This is a genomic window from Thalassotalea sp. Y01 (genome assembly GCF_012932945.1).
In the GTDB taxonomy this organism is placed as follows: domain Bacteria; phylum Pseudomonadota; class Gammaproteobacteria; order Enterobacterales; family Alteromonadaceae; genus Thalassotalea_A.
On sequence record NZ_JABBXG010000003.1, the window covers coordinates 361,448 to 378,700 of the forward strand.

At 43.8% G+C, this 17,253-nt stretch carries 15 protein-coding genes; 8 read left to right on the plus strand and 7 right to left on the minus strand.

Features of this window, described 5'->3' with window-relative positions; genetic code table 11:
* Positions 1-75: 75 nt before the first annotated feature.
* A complete protein-coding gene (locus tag HII16_RS06435) occupies positions 76-831 on the plus strand; it encodes a 1-acylglycerol-3-phosphate O-acyltransferase (protein WP_169128496.1) in 756 nt (251 codons plus the stop codon).
* Positions 832-835: 4 nt separating this feature from the next.
* The gene (rraB, locus tag HII16_RS06440) at positions 836-1,216 is read left to right on the plus strand and encodes a ribonuclease E inhibitor RraB (protein ID WP_211183422.1); all 381 of its coding nucleotides are present in this window, start codon (positions 836-838) and stop codon (positions 1,214-1,216) included.
* Between the two features lie 51 nt (positions 1,217-1,267).
* Here rraB and HII16_RS06445 read toward each other — a convergent pair whose 3' ends face one another.
* The 4 genes from HII16_RS06445 to pepA form a co-directional block, all read right to left on the minus strand.
* Positions 1,268-2,404, minus strand: coding sequence for a DUF481 domain-containing protein (locus HII16_RS06445; protein WP_169128498.1), 1,137 nt, complete (start codon positions 2,402-2,404; stop codon positions 1,268-1,270).
* A 120-nt stretch (positions 2,405-2,524) separates the two neighbouring features.
* Positions 2,525-5,380 carry a valine--tRNA ligase gene (locus tag HII16_RS06450; RefSeq protein ID WP_169128508.1) on the minus strand — a complete coding sequence of 952 codons (2,856 nt, stop codon included), beginning with the start codon at positions 5,378-5,380 and terminating at the stop codon, positions 2,525-2,527.
* A 24-nt stretch (positions 5,381-5,404) separates the two neighbouring features.
* Positions 5,405-5,827, minus strand: a complete 423-nt coding sequence (locus tag HII16_RS06455; RefSeq protein WP_169128510.1) for a DNA polymerase III subunit chi — start codon at positions 5,825-5,827, stop codon at positions 5,405-5,407.
* A gap of 1 nt (position 5,828) precedes the next feature.
* On the minus strand, positions 5,829-7,334 hold the full coding sequence (gene pepA / locus HII16_RS06460) for a leucyl aminopeptidase (RefSeq protein WP_169128512.1): 1,506 nt from the start codon (positions 7,332-7,334) through the stop codon (positions 5,829-5,831).
* Between the two features lie 265 nt (positions 7,335-7,599).
* Between pepA and lptF the strand changes: the two genes are divergently transcribed.
* Positions 7,600-8,709, plus strand: a complete 1,110-nt coding sequence (gene lptF / locus HII16_RS06465; RefSeq protein ID WP_169128514.1) for an LPS export ABC transporter permease LptF — start codon at positions 7,600-7,602, stop codon at positions 8,707-8,709.
* Positions 8,706-9,773: an LPS export ABC transporter permease LptG gene (gene lptG / locus HII16_RS06470; protein ID WP_169128574.1), complete on the plus strand. Its 1,068-nt coding sequence runs from the start codon at positions 8,706-8,708 to the stop codon at positions 9,771-9,773. Before lptF ends, lptG begins: the two co-directional genes overlap by 4 nt.
* Positions 9,774-9,871: 98 nt before the next feature.
* Here the strand turns inward: lptG and HII16_RS06475 are convergent, their stop codons facing one another.
* The gene (locus HII16_RS06475) at positions 9,872-10,363 is read right to left on the minus strand and encodes an RDD family protein (RefSeq protein ID WP_169128516.1); all 492 of its coding nucleotides are present in this window, start codon (positions 10,361-10,363) and stop codon (positions 9,872-9,874) included.
* A 101-nt stretch (positions 10,364-10,464) separates the two neighbouring features.
* On the opposite strand from HII16_RS06475, the gene HII16_RS06480 reads away from it, so the two are divergent.
* Complete coding sequence (locus tag HII16_RS06480; protein ID WP_169128518.1) at positions 10,465-10,929, plus strand: isoprenylcysteine carboxylmethyltransferase family protein; 465 nt, start codon at positions 10,465-10,467, stop codon at positions 10,927-10,929.
* Positions 10,930-11,015: 86 nt separating this feature from the next.
* Complete coding sequence (locus HII16_RS06485; protein WP_169128520.1) at positions 11,016-11,624, plus strand: hypothetical protein; 609 nt, start codon at positions 11,016-11,018, stop codon at positions 11,622-11,624.
* A 10-nt stretch (positions 11,625-11,634) separates the two neighbouring features.
* On the opposite strand, the gene HII16_RS06490 is transcribed toward HII16_RS06485, so the two are convergent.
* Both HII16_RS06490 and xseA read right to left on the minus strand, forming a co-directional pair.
* Complete coding sequence (locus HII16_RS06490) at positions 11,635-12,603, minus strand: metallophosphoesterase (protein ID WP_169128522.1); 969 nt, start codon at positions 12,601-12,603, stop codon at positions 11,635-11,637.
* A 65-nt stretch (positions 12,604-12,668) separates the two neighbouring features.
* Positions 12,669-14,018 (minus strand): exodeoxyribonuclease VII large subunit, encoded by a 1,350-nt coding sequence (gene xseA, locus HII16_RS06495; protein ID WP_169128524.1) that lies wholly within the window; start codon positions 14,016-14,018, stop codon positions 12,669-12,671.
* Between the two features lie 133 nt (positions 14,019-14,151).
* Between xseA and guaB the strand changes: the two genes are divergently transcribed.
* A complete protein-coding gene (gene guaB / locus HII16_RS06500; RefSeq protein ID WP_169128526.1) occupies positions 14,152-15,624 on the plus strand; it encodes an IMP dehydrogenase in 1,473 nt (490 codons plus the stop codon).
* Positions 15,625-15,705: 81 nt separating this feature from the next.
* Positions 15,706-17,253: glutamine-hydrolyzing GMP synthase (gene guaA / locus HII16_RS06505; RefSeq protein WP_169128528.1), on the plus strand; the 1,548-nt coding region annotated here is incomplete at its 3' end.

Genomic DNA, 17,253 nt, shown 5'->3' on the forward strand with positions numbered 1-17,253 from the left:
GTTAATAGGGTTTCGCAACGAACCCTAAATATGTGTATAATTCGCAACCTGAAATTTAGCTTTTGAGGTTTTTCTGTGCTGGCTGTATTGCGCGTTATCTTTATTTGTATTGCTTTGGTGGTGATTTTCCTTACATCAATGGTGCTGTGTGTTGTTCGTCCTTTTCACCGAAATAACGTTCATGACACCGCATCATTTATCGGCAAAATTGCGATTATTCTTGGTATTAAAGTTGAGATAAGACGACCTAAAAGTCTTGATAAAATCGGTCCGGTTGTTTACGTTGCCAACCATCAAAATTCCTACGATGTGTTTACCGTTAGTGCGTCATTGCCAAAAGGTACGGTGAGTATTGGTAAGAAGAGCCTTAAGTGGATTCCATTATTCGGACAAATGTATTGGTTTACCGGTAACATCTTGATTGATCGTGGTAATCGCTCAAAAGCGCACGGTACGATTGCCTCATCAGCAGAAAAAATTAAAGAACGAAATATCTCTGTATGGTTGTTTCCTGAAGGGACTCGCAGTTACGGTCGCGGTCTACTACCATTTAAAGCGGGCGCATTCCACACAGCGGCTTTAGCGAAGGTGCCTGTGGTGCCAGTATGTGTCAGTAACACCCATGATATGGTTAAACTTAATCGTTGGAATAACGGTAAGATGATCATTGAATTTCAAGAGCCAATCGATGTCGAAGGCAGCCAACGCGAATACATACGCCACTTTGCCAATGACACTCGTGTCTTGATGATGGAACGAATTAAAGAGCTGAGCGTAGAAGCCGGTAACCCATTTGAGAATCTACCCGCGGTAGAGAAAAAAGCAGGATAGTGTAATGAGCGAAACAAGGGTGAATTTAACTGACGAGCAAAAAGCTGAACTGCAAGAATGGTATGCTCATACCGATGCCTTGATTAATGAGCTACTCGAAGATGGCACTAATGATGATGCGGTGCATACCATAGAGCATCACTTTTCCTGTTCAAATTTTGATACCCTAGAAGCAGCAGCTATCAGTGCCTTTAAAGAGGGCATGGAAGTTGAAGAACCGGAAGAAGCGGAGCTTGAAAACGGTGCTCGTGTATTTGCTTTCGATGTGATTACAGAACAATATCTTGATGACGACGTGCTGAAGAAAGAAACACTGCAAATGTTTGAATTCGCCCAACGTTGTAATATTGATTACGATGGCTGGGGCACCTATTTCGAAGAATAATTGTAATCCTAGCATCATTAAAAAGGCTGTTATTACAGCCTTTTTTAATGCTTAGAAATCGTAACTCAAGCCGACAATAAACAGTATGTCGGTTTGTTCAGGTATATTGCCGTCTTCATCTGGGATCGGCTGGTCAACATGATCAACAATGGCCTTTAAATCAATATCAAAATCACTGAGTACTTCTATTTCGATGCCCGTTTCTAAATGATGTATAACTTTACCGGACTCTTCAGAGACAAATTTGGCGCTGTAAATAAATACATATTCAATGTCATCGGTGAGGTCCCGCTCATACATGGTACCAAGCAAAATAACCGGTGAAGTATCATCGTCTTTTTCGCCCTCATCAACTTTATTGAACCGAGTGTACTGGATACTTGGACCGGCATAGATATCCCATTTGAAATCCGCTTCATCATAGAGAATATAACCGGCAGCGACACCGGTGGTTACTTGGTATTCTATGTTTTTAAACTCGTCCGTATAGTATTCGAATGACGGTAAGCGGAAAAAGAATCGGCGCGAATAAAACCAGTCAAATGACGCGTTAAAACGATGATTTTCCTCGGTTTTAACATTGCTGCCGGTGTCGGGGTCTTCGACTTCTGAGAATATGCCGGTATAGGCTAGCAAGGTTCGCGTAATAGAGGTTAAGCGAGTCGCACTGGCTTGCGCTGTGTAGTCAAAGCGCTCCGAGTTACCGCTTTTAAAGTTCATACCGATGCTGATATCGCCATCCCACAAACTATCACCACTCTTCTCAGAAGGGGCTATCGACAGTAACATAATGCGTGGAAAGCTTACGTCAGGTTGATTGATGAATTTGATTTTATCTTCGGTGATCAATAATTGACCGTGGGCGATAAGGCCATCGTCCATACGAATGCTCATGACTGAATTGGTGCGGATTTGCGCAATATCTTTCATCTTGATATTAACGAGACCAACCTCATCACTGTCAAATTCGACGGTGTCTTGATACATGGAAATCAGTTCGCCGCCTAATAGCTCGCCTTTTTTAAGCAGTATCCAGTCCCATTTTTGCGGAATAGTTGGCACATCAATAGGCCAATCTGGTACAACCGGTTTATTGTCGGTTGTCTTTTCTTGGAAAGCGTTTGATGATGGCGAGTTAAGCGCAAATATGATCAGTAACGTACCTAGCAATTTAGCTAAAGCGTTCATACGACAAACTCAGTTATTATATTTTATTATGGTCACTCAATTTAATGTAGCACTTGCTATGGGCAAAAAAAAGTCAGCATATAAAATGCTGACTTTTCAATGTTTGCAATCGCGTTGATGTTACATGTTGGCGATAGACAGCTTTTGTTCTTCAAGCTTGGCCAACGTCGCTTCTGCTTCAGCAAGTTTGTCGCGCTCTTTAGCAATTACCGCTTCAGGTGCTTTACTGACGAAGTTGTCATTGCTTAGTTTGCCGCGTGTGCGCTGAACGTCTTTTTCAATTTTTTCAATTGATTTATTGAGGCGTGCAAGCTCGGCTTCGACATCAATTAAGCCTGCCATCGGAATAAGTACGCTCATCTCACCAACAACAGCCGTTGCTGATGCAGGGCCTTGCTCGTCATCGGCTAGAATATCAATGCTTTCTAGCTTGGCTAAGGCGCTTAAGAATTGGCTGTTTTGTTGCAAGCGGCGCTCATCGTCAGCGTTAACGTTTTTCACCAATACCGGTAATGGCTTGCTTGGCGCAATATCCATTTCACCGCGAATATTACGAATCGCTACGATAAACTGCTTAAGCCACTCAACATCGCTAATCGCTTGCTCATCAACCTGTGCTGCATCAAATTGTGGGTACGCTTGTATCATGATGCTGTCGTCATTAACGTCAGCCTTGGTAAGCGGTGCAACACGTTGCCAAATAGTTTCGGTGATGTATGGCATGATCGGGTGCATAAGACGCAATAACGCTTCTAAGACGTTGACCATGGTATGGCGGGTACCACGTTGCTCGGCTTCACTGCCTTTGAAAATGACCGGTTTGGTTAATTCAAGATACCAATCACAGAACTGGTTCCATGTGAATTCGTATAATGCCTGGGCGGCAATATCAAAACGGAAACTATCAAATGCTTGATGCACGGCTTTTACGGTATTTTCAAACTGGCCAATGATCCAGCGATCCGCTAGTGACAACATCATGTCTTTATTTTCAAGACCACAGTCATGCTCTTCAGTATTCATTAATACATAGCGACTGGCGTTCCACAGCTTGTTGGTAAAGTTACGGTAACCTTCCAAACGTTTCATATCCCAGTTGATGTCACGTCCTGTAGACGCAACCGCAGCTAAGGTGAAACGCAGGGCATCGGTACCATGGGCTTCAATACCAGCAGGGAACTCTTTTTTGGTCAGCTTAGTTATCTTTTCTTTTAACTGTGGCTGCATCATGTTGCCAGTGCGCTTTTCAAGTAGATCATCAAGCTCGATACCATCAATCATATCCAAAGGATCGATTACATTACCTTTTGATTTACTCATCTTGTCGCCGTTCTCATCACGAATAAGACCGGTAACATAGACTTTCTTAAATGGCACTTGCGGTGTACCTTCGTCGTCTTTAACAAAGTGCATGGTCATCATGATCATGCGGGCAACCCAGAAGAAAATAATATCGAAACCGGTTACCAGTACATCCGTTGAGTGGAATTGTTTTAGCGCATCGGTATCTTCAGGCCAGCCTAAGGTTGAGAAGGTCCAAAGTGCTGACGAGAACCAGGTATCCAGAACATCGTCGTCTTGACGCAATACAGCATCAGCAGACAGGTTGTTTTGGCTGCGTACTTCGTCTTCGCTGCGACCAACATAGACATTGCCTTGTTCGTCATACCAAGCCGGAATACGATGACCCCACCACAATTGACGTGAAATACACCAATCTTGAATATCGCGCATCCAAGCAAAATACATATTTTCATATTGCTTAGGTACAAACTCAATATCGCCTTTTTCAACGGCATCTATTGCAGGCTTGGCTAATACATCAGCTCGTACATACCACTGATCAGTCAAAAATGGTTCAATCACAACACCACTGCGGTCACCGTATGGAACCGTCAGATCATGGTCTTTAATTTCATCAAGCAAGCCCAACTGTTCAAATTCGGCAACGATTTGCTTACGCGCTGCAAAGCGATCAAGGCCAGCATAAGATTCTGGTAATGCATCGCTACAAGCGTCCGACGCTTCACCGTTTACATCAAATACTTCAGCTTCGCTCAATATGTTGGCATCAACATCAAAAATATTGATCATTGGTAAGTTATGACGCTTACCGACTTCGTTATCGTTAAAGTCATGGGCAGGGGTGATTTTTACGCAACCTGTGCCCTTGTCCATATCAGCGTGTTCATCACCAACGATTGGAATCAAACGATTAACGATAGGCAATAGGATATTCTTACCGATAAGATCTTTGTAACGCGGATCGTCAGGGTTTACCGCAACACCGGTGTCACCAAGCATGGTTTCTGGTCGCGTTGTTGCAACCACAATGTAGTCTTTGCCATCAGGGGTTATTACGCCATCAGCAAGCGGGTAGCGAAAATGCCACATGTGGCCTTTCTTATCCTTGTTTTCGACTTCTAAATCAGAAATCGCCGTGTGCAATTTGGGGTCCCAGTTGACCAATCGCTTACCACGATAGATTAAATCGTCTTGATAAAGTCGAACAAACACCTCTTGCACAGCATTGCTCATGCCGTCGTCCATGGTAAAGCGTTCACGAGACCAATCGATAGAATTACCTAAGCGACGCATCTGTTGACCAATGGTGCCACCTGAGTGTGCTTTCCAGTCCCAGATTTTATCGATAAAGGCGTCACGTCCATAGTCGTGGCGAGTTTTGTTTTCTTCTGCCGCAATTTTGCGCTCAACCACCATTTGCGTGGCGATGCCGGCGTGATCGGTACCCGATTGCCACAAGGTGTTTTTACCTTGCATGCGCTGATAGCGAATCAATGAGTCCATAATGGTTTGTTGGAAGGCATGGCCCATATGCAGGCTACCAGTAACATTTGGTGGTGGGATAGCAATACAGTAGCCATCACCTTTACCGGTTGGTGCAAAATAACCTTTTTCTTCCCAGGCTGTATACATAGCCTGTTCAATAGCCGAAGGATTAAACGTTTTTTCCATGATTTTCTTACAATTCTTTGCTTGTTAGGCCGACTCAGTTGCCAATTGGCAACCCGCTTGTTGATAGCTGCGATATCGCTGGCGAGCTTGTTGCTTTAAACCATCGTCGGCAGGGACAAAATCTAAAATGTGTTTGAACTGGCCAGCAAACGCGGGAACGTCTGTGGCCAGGTTTACTAATACGTGTCTTTGATTGGTTGGCGCTTGCCAACTGATTTCGACGGGTGAACCAGACTCCAGCCCTTCGCCAGGCAGGTTGTGAGGAACAAAGCTGTCGCTATCAAATGACCACAACAGCTCGTCGATTTTGTGCGCCTCACCTTGTGAGTCACAAAAAATAAACACTCGCTTATTTTGCCTGTAAAGGCTAGCGACTTTTTCACACGCCAGACGCAGGTGATCTTGGGCGCTTGCATCGAGTACGCTAAAGATTACCTGAGTCGTCATATTACTCACCTTGTTCCTGACCGCTGCGGTTTAACAAGAACTGAGTCAACATGCTTACTGGACGACCGGTTGCACCTTTTTTCGCACCACCGCGCCATGCTGTACCAGCAATATCAAGGTGAGCCCAGTTATATTTCTTGGTAAATCGCGCTAAGAAACAAGCGGCAGTAATGGTACCCGCTGCGCGTCCACCTAGGTTGGTGAAATCAGCAAATGGGCTTTCTAACTGTTCTTGGTATTCATCCCATAACGGTAAACGCCATGCTCGATCGCCACTTTGATCCGAAGCGTTAAGCAATTCGTGAGCAAGTGGGTTATGTGTACTCAATAGACCGGTTGCATGGGCACCTAAGGCAATCACACAGGCGCCGGTTAGGGTAGCAACATCGATTACCGTGTCTGGCTCGAAGCGCTCAACATAGGTTAATGCGTCACATAAAACCAAGCGACCTTCAGCATCGGTATTTAACACTTCAACCGTTTGACCAGACATGGTGGTTAAGATGTCACCTGGACGATATGCATTGCCACCAGGCATGTTTTCACAACCAGCCAATACACCAATAACGTTGATTGGCAGGTCAAGTTCGGCCAATGCGTGCATAGCACCTAGTACACCGGCAGCACCGCCCATATCGTACTTCATCTCATCCATTGCCTCACCTGGCTTGATAGAGATACCGCCAGAATCAAAGGTTAGACCTTTACCGACAAGCACAATTGGTTTGCTGTCGTCGTTAGCGCCTTTGTAGTTGATGATGGTCATCAACGATTCATTAACACTGCCACGACCAACGGCTAGGTATGAACCCATACCCAGTTTTTCCATTTGTTGTTCGTCGATAACATCAACGCTGATTTTGTCGTTGATCTGGGTTAACTGCTGACCGCGTTCTGCAAGATACGCAGGATTACAAATGTTTGGTGGCATATTGGCAACATCTTTACATGATGTCATACCTGTAGAGATAGCTAAGCCATGTGCGACTGCGCGTTCACCAATAGGCAATTCGCGACGAGTAGGGACGTTAAAAACGATTTTACGTAGTGGACGACGGGCTTCTTCTTTGCGCGTTTTCAGCTGATTGAAGCTGTACAGACAATCTTGCGTCGCTTCTACGGCTTGGCGTACTTTCCAATAGGTATCACGACCTTTAACATGTAGCTCAGATAAGAAGCAAACCGCTTCCATTGAACCAGTTTCATTCAAGGTGTTGATGGTTTTGCTGATGATTTGGCGATACTGGCGCTCGTCCAATTCACGCTCTTTACCACAGCCAACCAAAAGAACTCGTTCAGACAGGACATTTGGTACTTGGTGTAATAACAACATTTGGCCTGGCTTACCTTCCAGGTCACCGCGGCGTAACAAATTAGAAATGTAGCCACCGCTAATGTCATCTAGTTGCTCAGCAACCGCACTTAGGCGACGTGGCTCGTATACACCGACGACAATACAGGCACTGCGCTGCTTTTCCGGGCTGCCACTTTTTACACTGAACTCCATGAACACTCCTATTTAATGCTTAATTGTTGGTTTTTGACCACTTTTTTGTTTATCAACTTGCTAAAAACAACGTGGAAACGATAGACTATTTAGCGTCATTTTAAATTCTTTGCGCTATTATTAGATCTAGTAATTATAGCTAGATATTACGCGTCTTTATGAATTATTGAGACAACGGCCAAAAACGAATGACTTATAAAAATGAGTAGTTTACTCAAAATTTGAGCGGTTGTCAGAAAAAAACAAAGTTTTTTGGGTTAATTTTGTGATTATTTTTCGATATTTATTAAATGAAGTTGGTCGCACTCAATTGGGTGTGTTTTTTGTATTAATGACCATCTTTATCAGTCAAAAATTTGTACGTATTCTCGACAATGCCTCTGATGGGGATTTTCCTGCAGAGATGATTTTGACTTTCATGGGGCTGACAATTCCGCACTTAATGGGCGTTATGCTGCCTCTTAGTTTGTTTCTTGGTATTTTACTCGCTTATGGGCGTATTTATGCCGAAAATGAAATGACGGTTTTACATGCCTGTGGGGTTAGTGAATGGTATGTGGTTCGCATCACTTTAGTATTGGCGGTGGTGACAAGTTTGGTCACTGGGCTATTTACCTTGTACTTGTCGCCATTAGCGCAAGAAAAGGAATACCAAGTCAAAGAACAGCTGTCTAAAGACATCGGTTTGACCGCGCTGACCGCAGGTCGGTTCCAAAAAACCAGTAACGATGAAGCCGTTGTTTTTATTGAAGATATTAACGATAAAAATGAACTGCGAAATGTATTTGTCGCACAACTGCCAAAAGACGAGAGCGGCAGACAAGACATGATTAACGTTATCTTTGCCAAAACAGGTAAAGTAACCGAAGACGAAACCGGCGCGCAAAAGCTGATCATGAGCGAAGGTAATCGCTACCAAAAAAATAATCTGACGACAGAATTCGAAAGCATGGAATTTGCCGGTTATCAGATGAAAATACAAGACCAAAAAGTCGAAGAAAAACGTCGTAAACTCAGTGCGATTCCAACCTCGGATTTAATCGGTCGCGATGATTTTGAAGCCCAAGCTGAATTGCAATGGCGAATGTCATTTCCAATTACGGTACTGATCTTAACCCTAATCGCGGTGCCTTTAAGTGTGGTCAATCCAAGGCAGGGTAAGTTCGCCAAAATGTTCCCCGCTTTGATGCTGTTTTTGATTTACTATTTGCTACTTACCAGTGCCCGCTCAGCAATGGATGATGGCAAAATTGCTCCGGCAGTCGGTTTGTGGCCAATTCATCTAACGGCGTTGTTTGTTGGTTGGATGTTGTTACTGAAAAGTCGAGGTAGCGGCAAAAAATTAAAAGCTCGATTGAAACGAGGCAACGCATAATGAAGATCCTAGATTTATACATAGGTCGCGTTATTGCCATGACCACGTTTTTAACCTTATCAGTATTGGTCAGTATCAGTGGCATCATCAAGTTTGTTGAACAAATGCGTGCCGTTGGTCGTGGTAATTATGACTTGCTTGATGCGGCATTATTTGCCTTTTATTCAATCCCTCGTGATGTGGAAATCTTCTTTCCAATGGCGGCACTAGTGGGTGGTCTTATCGGTCTTGGTATGATGGCCAGTAATTCAGAGTTGGTGGTTATGCAAGCCGCTGGTTTATCGAAGCTACAAATCATTAAATCGGTGATGAAAAGTGCGGCGGTACTGATTGTATTAAGTATGGCTATTGGTGAGTTTTTAGCGCCGCAGGGTGAAGCCAAAGCTCGTGAAATACGTGCCCAAGCGATATCGGAGGGCAGCCTGATATCGGCGAAAAATGGCGTATGGGCCAAAGATGGCGAGTTCATCGTGCATATTACTGAAGTCGCAGATACCGGCACTTTAAAAAACTTGTCGATGTACAAGTTCAGTGATGAACGCAAGATGGAGCGTTGGTTGAGTGCGAAAAGTGCCAATTGGCTCAATGAACAATGGCAACTTAATGAGGTCGAAGTCTCCACCTTTGGCGAGGAAAAAATTGATACCGAACATATAGACTCTCAAATGTGGCAGTCTAGTTTGACGCCAGAAAAGTTAGGTGTGGTGACGGTAAAACCTGAAGCGTTATCGTTACAAGGCTTAGTTAGCTACCTAGATTATCTAGAAGAAAACAAACAAGATACCAGTCGTTATATGTTGGCATTTTGGCGCAAGTTAATGCAGCCATTTACTGTGGCGGTGATGTTATTGGTTGCCTTGTCGTATATTTTCGGACCATTGCGAAGTGTGTCTATGGGAGCACGTATCATGATGGGTATTGGTACCGGCATCGCATATGACTTTATTAACCGTATGTTTGGCTCGTTTAGTCAAACTTTCAATATGCCACCATTTTTAGGAGCGGTATTACCCAGCTTACTGTTTGTGGTTATTGCCGTATATTTACTGAGGCGAAAAGTGTAGCGCTAGCCGGCATAAGTTAATTGCCTTAACCGACAAAAAAAGACGGCCAATGCCGTCTTTTTTTATGTGCTAAACCAAAGGTTTAGCACATCGTTTGACTAGCCCATAGCCGCGCGATTCGCGTCGACGCTGAGCACGATAACTTCGGTATCAGTCATTCGGTCTTGTAAACTCAATTTGTTTTTACGATCAAATAACACCCAAAAGTTACCGAGCCCTAATAAGGTAAATAACAGACGCTTGCAGCCAGTGGCTTTATTAATTGGCGAACCATCTTGATGTTGTACCAGTAATCGCCATGCACGCATACCTATGGTTTGCCCCGCTTTGGCCCAAAAATAGACAAAAAAGAAGCCCACCCAAAACAACTTCCATGCTTCGTTTAAGGCAACGTAAAACCAATGCGAATTGAGCAAATCAATCGCATGTGTATAGCCTTGCGAGTCAATAATGCCTTGATCAAACAGATACAGATACGGGATAGAGACAATAAACCCTGCCAACATGTAGACGGCAACAGCCATTAAAAAATCATAAATGTAAGAGCCCAGTCGGCGTCTGAAACCTGCCCGTGGAAATGGTTTGCTCATACGGAGTCCATCAATGCATTGTAAAATTGGCGAAAGTGTATCATTGTCTGTAGCAAAGCGAAATATTTGCCGGTGGGCAGATAACAATAAGGACAGATACGATGTTAGAAAAATTAGAATTGAAAGTGCCACCTTTGCTGTTAGTTATAATCTTCCTTCTTGGCATCTATCTATTGCCTCACTCACCGATATTCATTGGACCGGAAGTACATTGGCTACATATAACAGGGTTGGCGTTAACCGCCATAGCGGTGCTACTAGTGTTGTTTGCTGTGTTTGGTTTTAGCAAAGAAAAAACCACCGTTGACCCCATGCACCCGGATAAAACCGACGCCTTGGTGGTTAAAGGCGTGTATCGTATCAGCCGAAACCCTATGTACCTTGGCTTTTTACTGTTGATCGTTGCCTTGGGGCTTGCGCTAAACACGTTATGGTTATTTCCATTAGCCATTGTTTTTATTCTTTACATCAACCGTTTGCAAATTGTTCCGGAAGAGCGTTTTTTGCAGCAAAAATTTGGTGACGCATTTACTTTTTATTGCCAAAAAGTAAGGCGCTGGATATAGAATTGGCCTGTTTGCAATATTCGGCAAACAAAGTAAAGCCGTATTACACTTAACACTCTAATCGGATTTCAGATTAAGGTGTGTTTGTGCACAATTTCAAAGATTTAGGTCAGAGCATCAGACAGCTGTGCATAGCTGGCTTGTTGCTGATTTCGACCAATCTTTACGCCACAGAAATCGGTATGGGCTTGCAGCGTTATGTGCCACTTAATCAAGATATTGAATTTGACGGTCTGATATTTAAAGCTAAATATGATGTGGCTTCACAGTGGCAAGTCTTTGCTGAGTTCGAGTTTTTACAAGAAGAAATTGATGATAACGACTTCACCCTATCAAGGCAGTTATGGGGTGTCAGCTATCATTTCGACTGGCCCACCGCGCTAACCTGGACCTTATCTATTGGTGGTCATCATCAGCAGTTGGATTTCGACGGCGTTGAGTTCGACAGTGAACAAAGCGACTCTTCTTTTCTTGGTCAAATAAACGGTGAATATGCGTTTACCGATAGCCACTATGCTGGGCTGAGGTTTCGTTACTATCAGATATACGATAATGATAGATACGATGTCGGCTTATATTATCAATACCAAATGAACCATCATTGGCGATTATTATTGTTAACCGATTTGGGCTATGACAGTAAATTCAATCATGATGTCAATCGTTATAACATCGAATTGAATTACCGTTTTTAAAAGGCCATGGTTAATGGCTAAGAGTGAACATATAATCCGGATTGCTGTTCACCAAGGGAATAATCCATATGTTTTCTTGTTGTACATACAGTGCAAAACCGCCGGCTTCTGAGCGAGCATAGACACTGTCTTTACCACAATCGATATCGCGCAATGTTTTTCCCGCCGCACCGCTGATAACAAATTGCGGTAACTTGCCTTTAACCAGATATTCCAGACTATGATCGTGACCGGCAAGATACAGCTCGGCTTGATACTCTTTTAACATGTCGTAAAAAATACCGAGTAAAGCATCGTTATTACCATGCGAACCATTGGAATACATAGGGTGGTGACCAAACACAAAAACCACGGACTCTTGCGTATTAACCGTAGCAAAGGTATCCGCGAGCCAACTGATTTGCTCTGCCTGAACCACACCTTTAATAACCGGATCTGTATCCAGAGCAACAAGCTCGAGATTAATACCTTCGATACTTATTTGTTGGTGATAATAATTGTTTGGATAAATCAGGTGGTCATATTCAGCAAAAAAGCCTTTTAACGCCGAAATGCTACCGTCATAGTCGTGATTACCCGCCACCATATACCAAGGCAACTGTCCGTAAGCTTTATCAAAATAAATATCTTTAAAGCGAGTTTGTGTATATGGGTGGTCACTCGATGAAATACCGTCGGGATAAAAAACATCGCCAGTATGTATGATGGCGTCAAATGGATAGTTTAAGTGGAAGTCTTCAAATAATTGGGCGGCATGTTTTTGTTGATCAGAGCCGGTGCCAGTGTCGCCCATAACCAGTAAGTGAATGCCAGGTTGCTGGTAAATACTGGCATCAAATGTCTGGCCTTGATTTAGTTCAAGGTTTTCGCACAGACCATTGTCTCGTTGTTTGGTTGGTAAGTTATCATTACTTGAATCTGAGCCGCAGGATAACAAAAGCCATAACAAGGCAATGACAAAGACATATTGGATTCGCATACCTCAAGTGTAGTCCCGGACCGGCTTACGGGGAAATGCGAATCCTTAACAAAGGCAATATAAGATTAACGCTTATCCGTTCTTTCGGTTACCTGGGCAATAATTTGACCGTCATTAACTTGCACCGAAATAGCATCGCCTGTGTTGATTTGTTCAATGCTGCGGATAACCTTGCCATCATTGTCTCGACTGATACTGTATCCTCGACCTATGGTCGCCAACGGGCTGACCAAATTTAGGCTCTGCGCCAACATCGCCAGACGCATGTGTTTATTATCTTTGCTATGCAGCATGGCTTTTTTAAGACGAGTGCTTAAATCAGCAAGGTGCGTAGCGTGCAGAGGTAATTGTCTTGCTGGCGTGGCCGAGCTTAGTCGTTGTGCCAACAATTGTTGCTGATTAATACGCTGTTGGTGTTGCTCTTTCAGGCAATTAATTAAGCGAATTTGTAAATCATCGGATTTTTGTTGTTGCAAGCGTAATTGTGCAACCGGGCTTTGCATCGACAGACGCTGCAATAATTGTTGCTGTCGATGACGCAAGCGATGCACGATGGCACTGGCGTTTAAGCGCAACGCTTGATTCATTGCTTGAATTTGACGGCGTTGGATACCTGTATCTTTCGATAAAATTTCGGCAGCGGCCGATGGTGTAGGGGCACGCATATCGGCAACATAGTCGGATAAACTGGTGTCCACTTCATGACCCACAGCGCTGATAATGGGGATGTCACAATCGAAAATAGCACGCACTACCGCTTCTTCATTAAATGACCATAAATCTTCTAATGAACCACCACCGCGACCAACAATTAAGGCGTCTACTTCGTCACGCTCATAAGCCGTATAAATGGCATCGGCGATTTGCTCACTGGCGCCTTCACCTTGCACCAGAGTAGGGTATATGATGACTTTAATGCCCGGGTTTCGGCGATTAAGTACATTAAGGATATCGTGAACCGCGGCGCCTGTTGGCGAGGTGACCACACCAATGGTTTGCACATACTCTGGAATCGGTTGTTTGTAGCGTTGCTCAAATAAGCCTTCGGCTTGCAGTTGTGCTTTGAGTTGCTCGTATTTTTGTTGCAGTACGCCTTCACCCGCGTCTTGCATTTGCTCAATAATCAGTTGAAAGTCACCGCGAGGCTCATACAGTGACACCCGCGCTTTCACCAGCACTTGTTTCCCGTTTGCAGGCTTAATGCGCACGCTACGGTTATTGCCTTTAAACATCGCACAGCGGACTTGAGATTTTGCATCTTTTAGCGATAAATACCAGTGACCGGAGCTTGCGGCGATAAAATTCGATATTTCACCACATAACCATACGACAGAGAGCTCAGATTCGAGAATATAACGTACTTTTTTAGTAAGCTCGCTGACCTGTAATATATGCTGTTTGGGGTTATTAAACATGTTTATTCTTTCGCTGATGTTAATTTTTCATAAAAAACGCAAGTTTTTCGCAAATTTCGGTTTACCTTAGATAACAAAGGCGATAAAATCCGACCGCAATATTTACTACTCCCACATAAGCGAGAATGTTGCCATGTTAAGAATAGCTCAAGAAGCCTTAACCTTTGATGATGTACTACTAGTACCTGCCCACTCGACAGTGTTACCTCACACTGCAGATATAAAAACCAAACTGACTAGCAAAATTCAATTGAATGTGCCAATTCTGTCTGCCTCTATGGATACCGTGACAGAAGCGCGCCTTGCTATTGCTCTTGCGCAAGAAGGTGGCCTTGGTTTTATTCACAAAAATATGACCGCTGCAGAGCAAGCGGCAAATGTACGTCAAGTTAAGAAATTTGAGTCTGGCATTGTGACAGATCCAGTAACTGTTCGTCCAGACGTTAGTATTCTAGAAGTATTGAAACTAGCTGACGAACTTAAGTTCTCAGGCTTCCCCGTTGTCGATAATACCGACAGTTTGGTTGGCATTATCACCTCTCGTGATCTGCGCTTTGAAACAGACTTAAATAAGAAAGTATCTGAGTTGATGACTGGCAAAGACAAGCTAGTAACCGTGACGCAAGGTACCAGTCGTGAAGATATTCTTAACCTAATGCATGAAAACCGCATTGAGAAAATCCTCCAGGTTGATGAGAATTTTGCCTTGCAAGGTATGATCACCGTAAAAGATTTCCAAAAAGCTGAAAGCAAACCAAATGCTTGTAAAGACGAGTTCGGTCGTTTACGCGTTGGTGCGGCAGTAGGTGTTGGTGCAGGTACCGATGAACGCATTGATGCCCTGGTTGCAGCTGGCGTTGATATTCTGCTTATCGATACCTCTCACGGTCACTCTCAAGGTGTACTTGATCGCGTTAAAGAAACTCGCGCTAAGTACCCTGAGTTGCAAATTGTTGCCGGTAACATCGCTACAGCTGAAGGCGCAAAAGCGCTAGCAGAAGCGGGTGCTAACGCCGTTAAAGTTGGTATCGGCCCAGGCTCTATTTGTACCACGCGTATCGTAACCGGTTGTGGTGTTCCGCAAATTACCGCTATCTCTGAAGCAGTAAAAGGCACACAAGGTATGGACGTCACCATTATTGCCGATGGTGGTATTCGTTTCTCTGGTGATATCGTTAAAGCCCTAGTCGCAGGCGCTCACTGTGTCATGGTGGGTTCAATGCTTGCTGGTACTGAAGAAGCACCAGGTGAAGTTGAACTGTACCAAGGTCGTTACTACAAATCATATCGTGGTATGGGTAGCTTAGGTGCGATGAGCCAAAAAGAAGGTTCATCAGATCGCTACTTCCAGAAAAGTGATGGCGAAGCCGACAAATTGGTACCAGAAGGTATCGAAGGCCGTGTTGCTTATAAAGGTCCAATCTCAAATATTATCCATCAACAACTCGGTGGTATTCGCAGTGCTATGGGTCTAACCGGTTCTGCTGATATTGAGACATTGCGCACTAAGCCACAGTTTGTTCGCGTAACCAGTGCAGGTATGGGTGAGTCTCACGTACATGATGTGACCATCACCAAAGAAGCACCAAACTATCGTTTAGGTTAACCTGTCGTTAGTTTTTATTGGTTTAAAATATATAAGCATGGCCTATATGAAGGCGGTGCTTCTTAGCAAAGAGAAAAGATAATGAGCAGAGACATTCATGACAGTCGAATTCTAATTTTAGATTTCGGTTCTCAATACACCCAACTTATCGCCCGTCGCGTTCGTGAAATAGGTGTTTACTGTGAACTGTGGGCATGGGACGTAAGCGAAGAGCAAATCAAAGAATTTGCCCCTAGCGGTATTATCCTTGCTGGTGGTCCAGAATCTGTAACCGAAGACAACTCGCCTCGTGCACCACAATATGTATTTGATGCTGGTGTACCGGTTTTAGGTGTTTGTTACGGTATGCAAACCATGGCCGAGCAACTTGGCGGCAGTGTACAAAGCTCTGAGCACAAAGAGTTTGGTTATGCAGCGGTTGAAGTGATTAAAAAATCAGAATTGTTCAAAAACATCGAAGATGCGATTGCCGCTAACGGTAATGCAACGTTAGATGTTTGGATGAGTCACGGTGATAAAGTTGCGACGATTCCAGCTGGTTTTAGCACCATCGCACAAACGTCAAGCTGTGCACATGCAGCAATGGCCAATGAAGAAAAGCAATTCTACGGTGTTCAGTTCCACCCTGAAGTAACCCATACCAAACAAGGTATGCGTATGCTTGAGCATTTTGTTATTGATATTTGTCAGTGTGAAAAACTTTGGACATCAGCATCAATTATTGAAGATGCCATTGCCAAAATGAAACAGCAAGTAGGCGACGATGAAGTTGTGCTTGGTCTATCTGGTGGTGTTGACTCGTCTGTTGTTGCCATGCTTTTACACCGCGCAATTGGTGACAAGCTTACTTGTGTATTCGTCGATAACGGTTTATTGCGTTTAGACGAAGGTAAGCAAGTAATGGAAATGTTTGGTGACCATTTCGGTCTAAATATTATCCACGTTAATGCTGAAGATCGTTTCTTAGATCGCCTTAAGGGTGAAAATGATCCTGAAGCGAAACGTAAAATCATTGGTAATGTGTTCGTTGAAATCTTTGACGAAGAAGCGAGCAAATTAACCAATGCTAAGTGGTTAGCACAAGGTACCATTTACCCAGATGTTATCGAATCTGCGGCATCTGCTACAGGTAAAGCCCACGTTATTAAATCACACCATAACGTTGGTGGTCTGCCTGAAGATATGGAGCTAGGTCTTGTTGAACCGCTTCGTGAATTATTTAAAGATGAAGTACGTAAGATTGGTTTGGAGCTAGGTTTGCCTTACAACATGCTATACCGTCACCCGTTCCCGGGTCCTGGTTTAGGTGTTCGTATTTTAGGTGAAGTGAAGAAAGAGTACGCCGATTTACTACGTCGCGCCGACGCTATCTTTATCGAAGAGTTGCACAACCACGACTTATACAACAAAACCAGCCAAGCATTTACCGTATTCTTACCTGTACGTTCAGTAGGTGTTATGGGTGACGGTCGTAAATACGACTGGGTTGTATCACTTCGTGCCGTTGAAACCATTGACTTTATGACCGCTCACTGGGCACATTTGCCTTACGATTTCCTAGGTTTGGTATCTAACCGAATCATCAACGAAATCGACGGCATCTCACGCGTTGTTTACGATATCTCTGGT

Coding starts and splice junctions, on each gene's coding strand:
- HII16_RS06455 (WP_169128510.1), bottom strand. CDS start 5,827: ATGACGACTCAGGTAATCTTTAGCGTACTCGATGCAAGCGCCCAAGAT.
- rraB (WP_211183422.1), top strand. CDS start 836: ATGAGCGAAACAAGGGTGAATTTAACTGACGAGCAAAAAGCTGAACTG.
- xseA (WP_169128524.1), bottom strand. CDS start 14,018: ATGTTTAATAACCCCAAACAGCATATATTACAGGTCAGCGAGCTTACT.
- HII16_RS06490 (WP_169128522.1), bottom strand. CDS start 12,603: ATGCGAATCCAATATGTCTTTGTCATTGCCTTGTTATGGCTTTTGTTA.
- HII16_RS06450 (WP_169128508.1), bottom strand. CDS start 5,380: ATGGAAAAAACGTTTAATCCTTCGGCTATTGAACAGGCTATGTATACA.
- HII16_RS06445 (WP_169128498.1), bottom strand. CDS start 2,404: ATGAACGCTTTAGCTAAATTGCTAGGTACGTTACTGATCATATTTGCG.
- pepA (WP_169128512.1), bottom strand. CDS start 7,334: ATGGAGTTCAGTGTAAAAAGTGGCAGCCCGGAAAAGCAGCGCAGTGCC.
- HII16_RS06480 (WP_169128518.1), top strand. CDS start 10,465: ATGTTAGAAAAATTAGAATTGAAAGTGCCACCTTTGCTGTTAGTTATA.
- guaB (WP_169128526.1), top strand. CDS start 14,152: ATGTTAAGAATAGCTCAAGAAGCCTTAACCTTTGATGATGTACTACTA.
- HII16_RS06475 (WP_169128516.1), bottom strand. CDS start 10,363: ATGAGCAAACCATTTCCACGGGCAGGTTTCAGACGCCGACTGGGCTCT.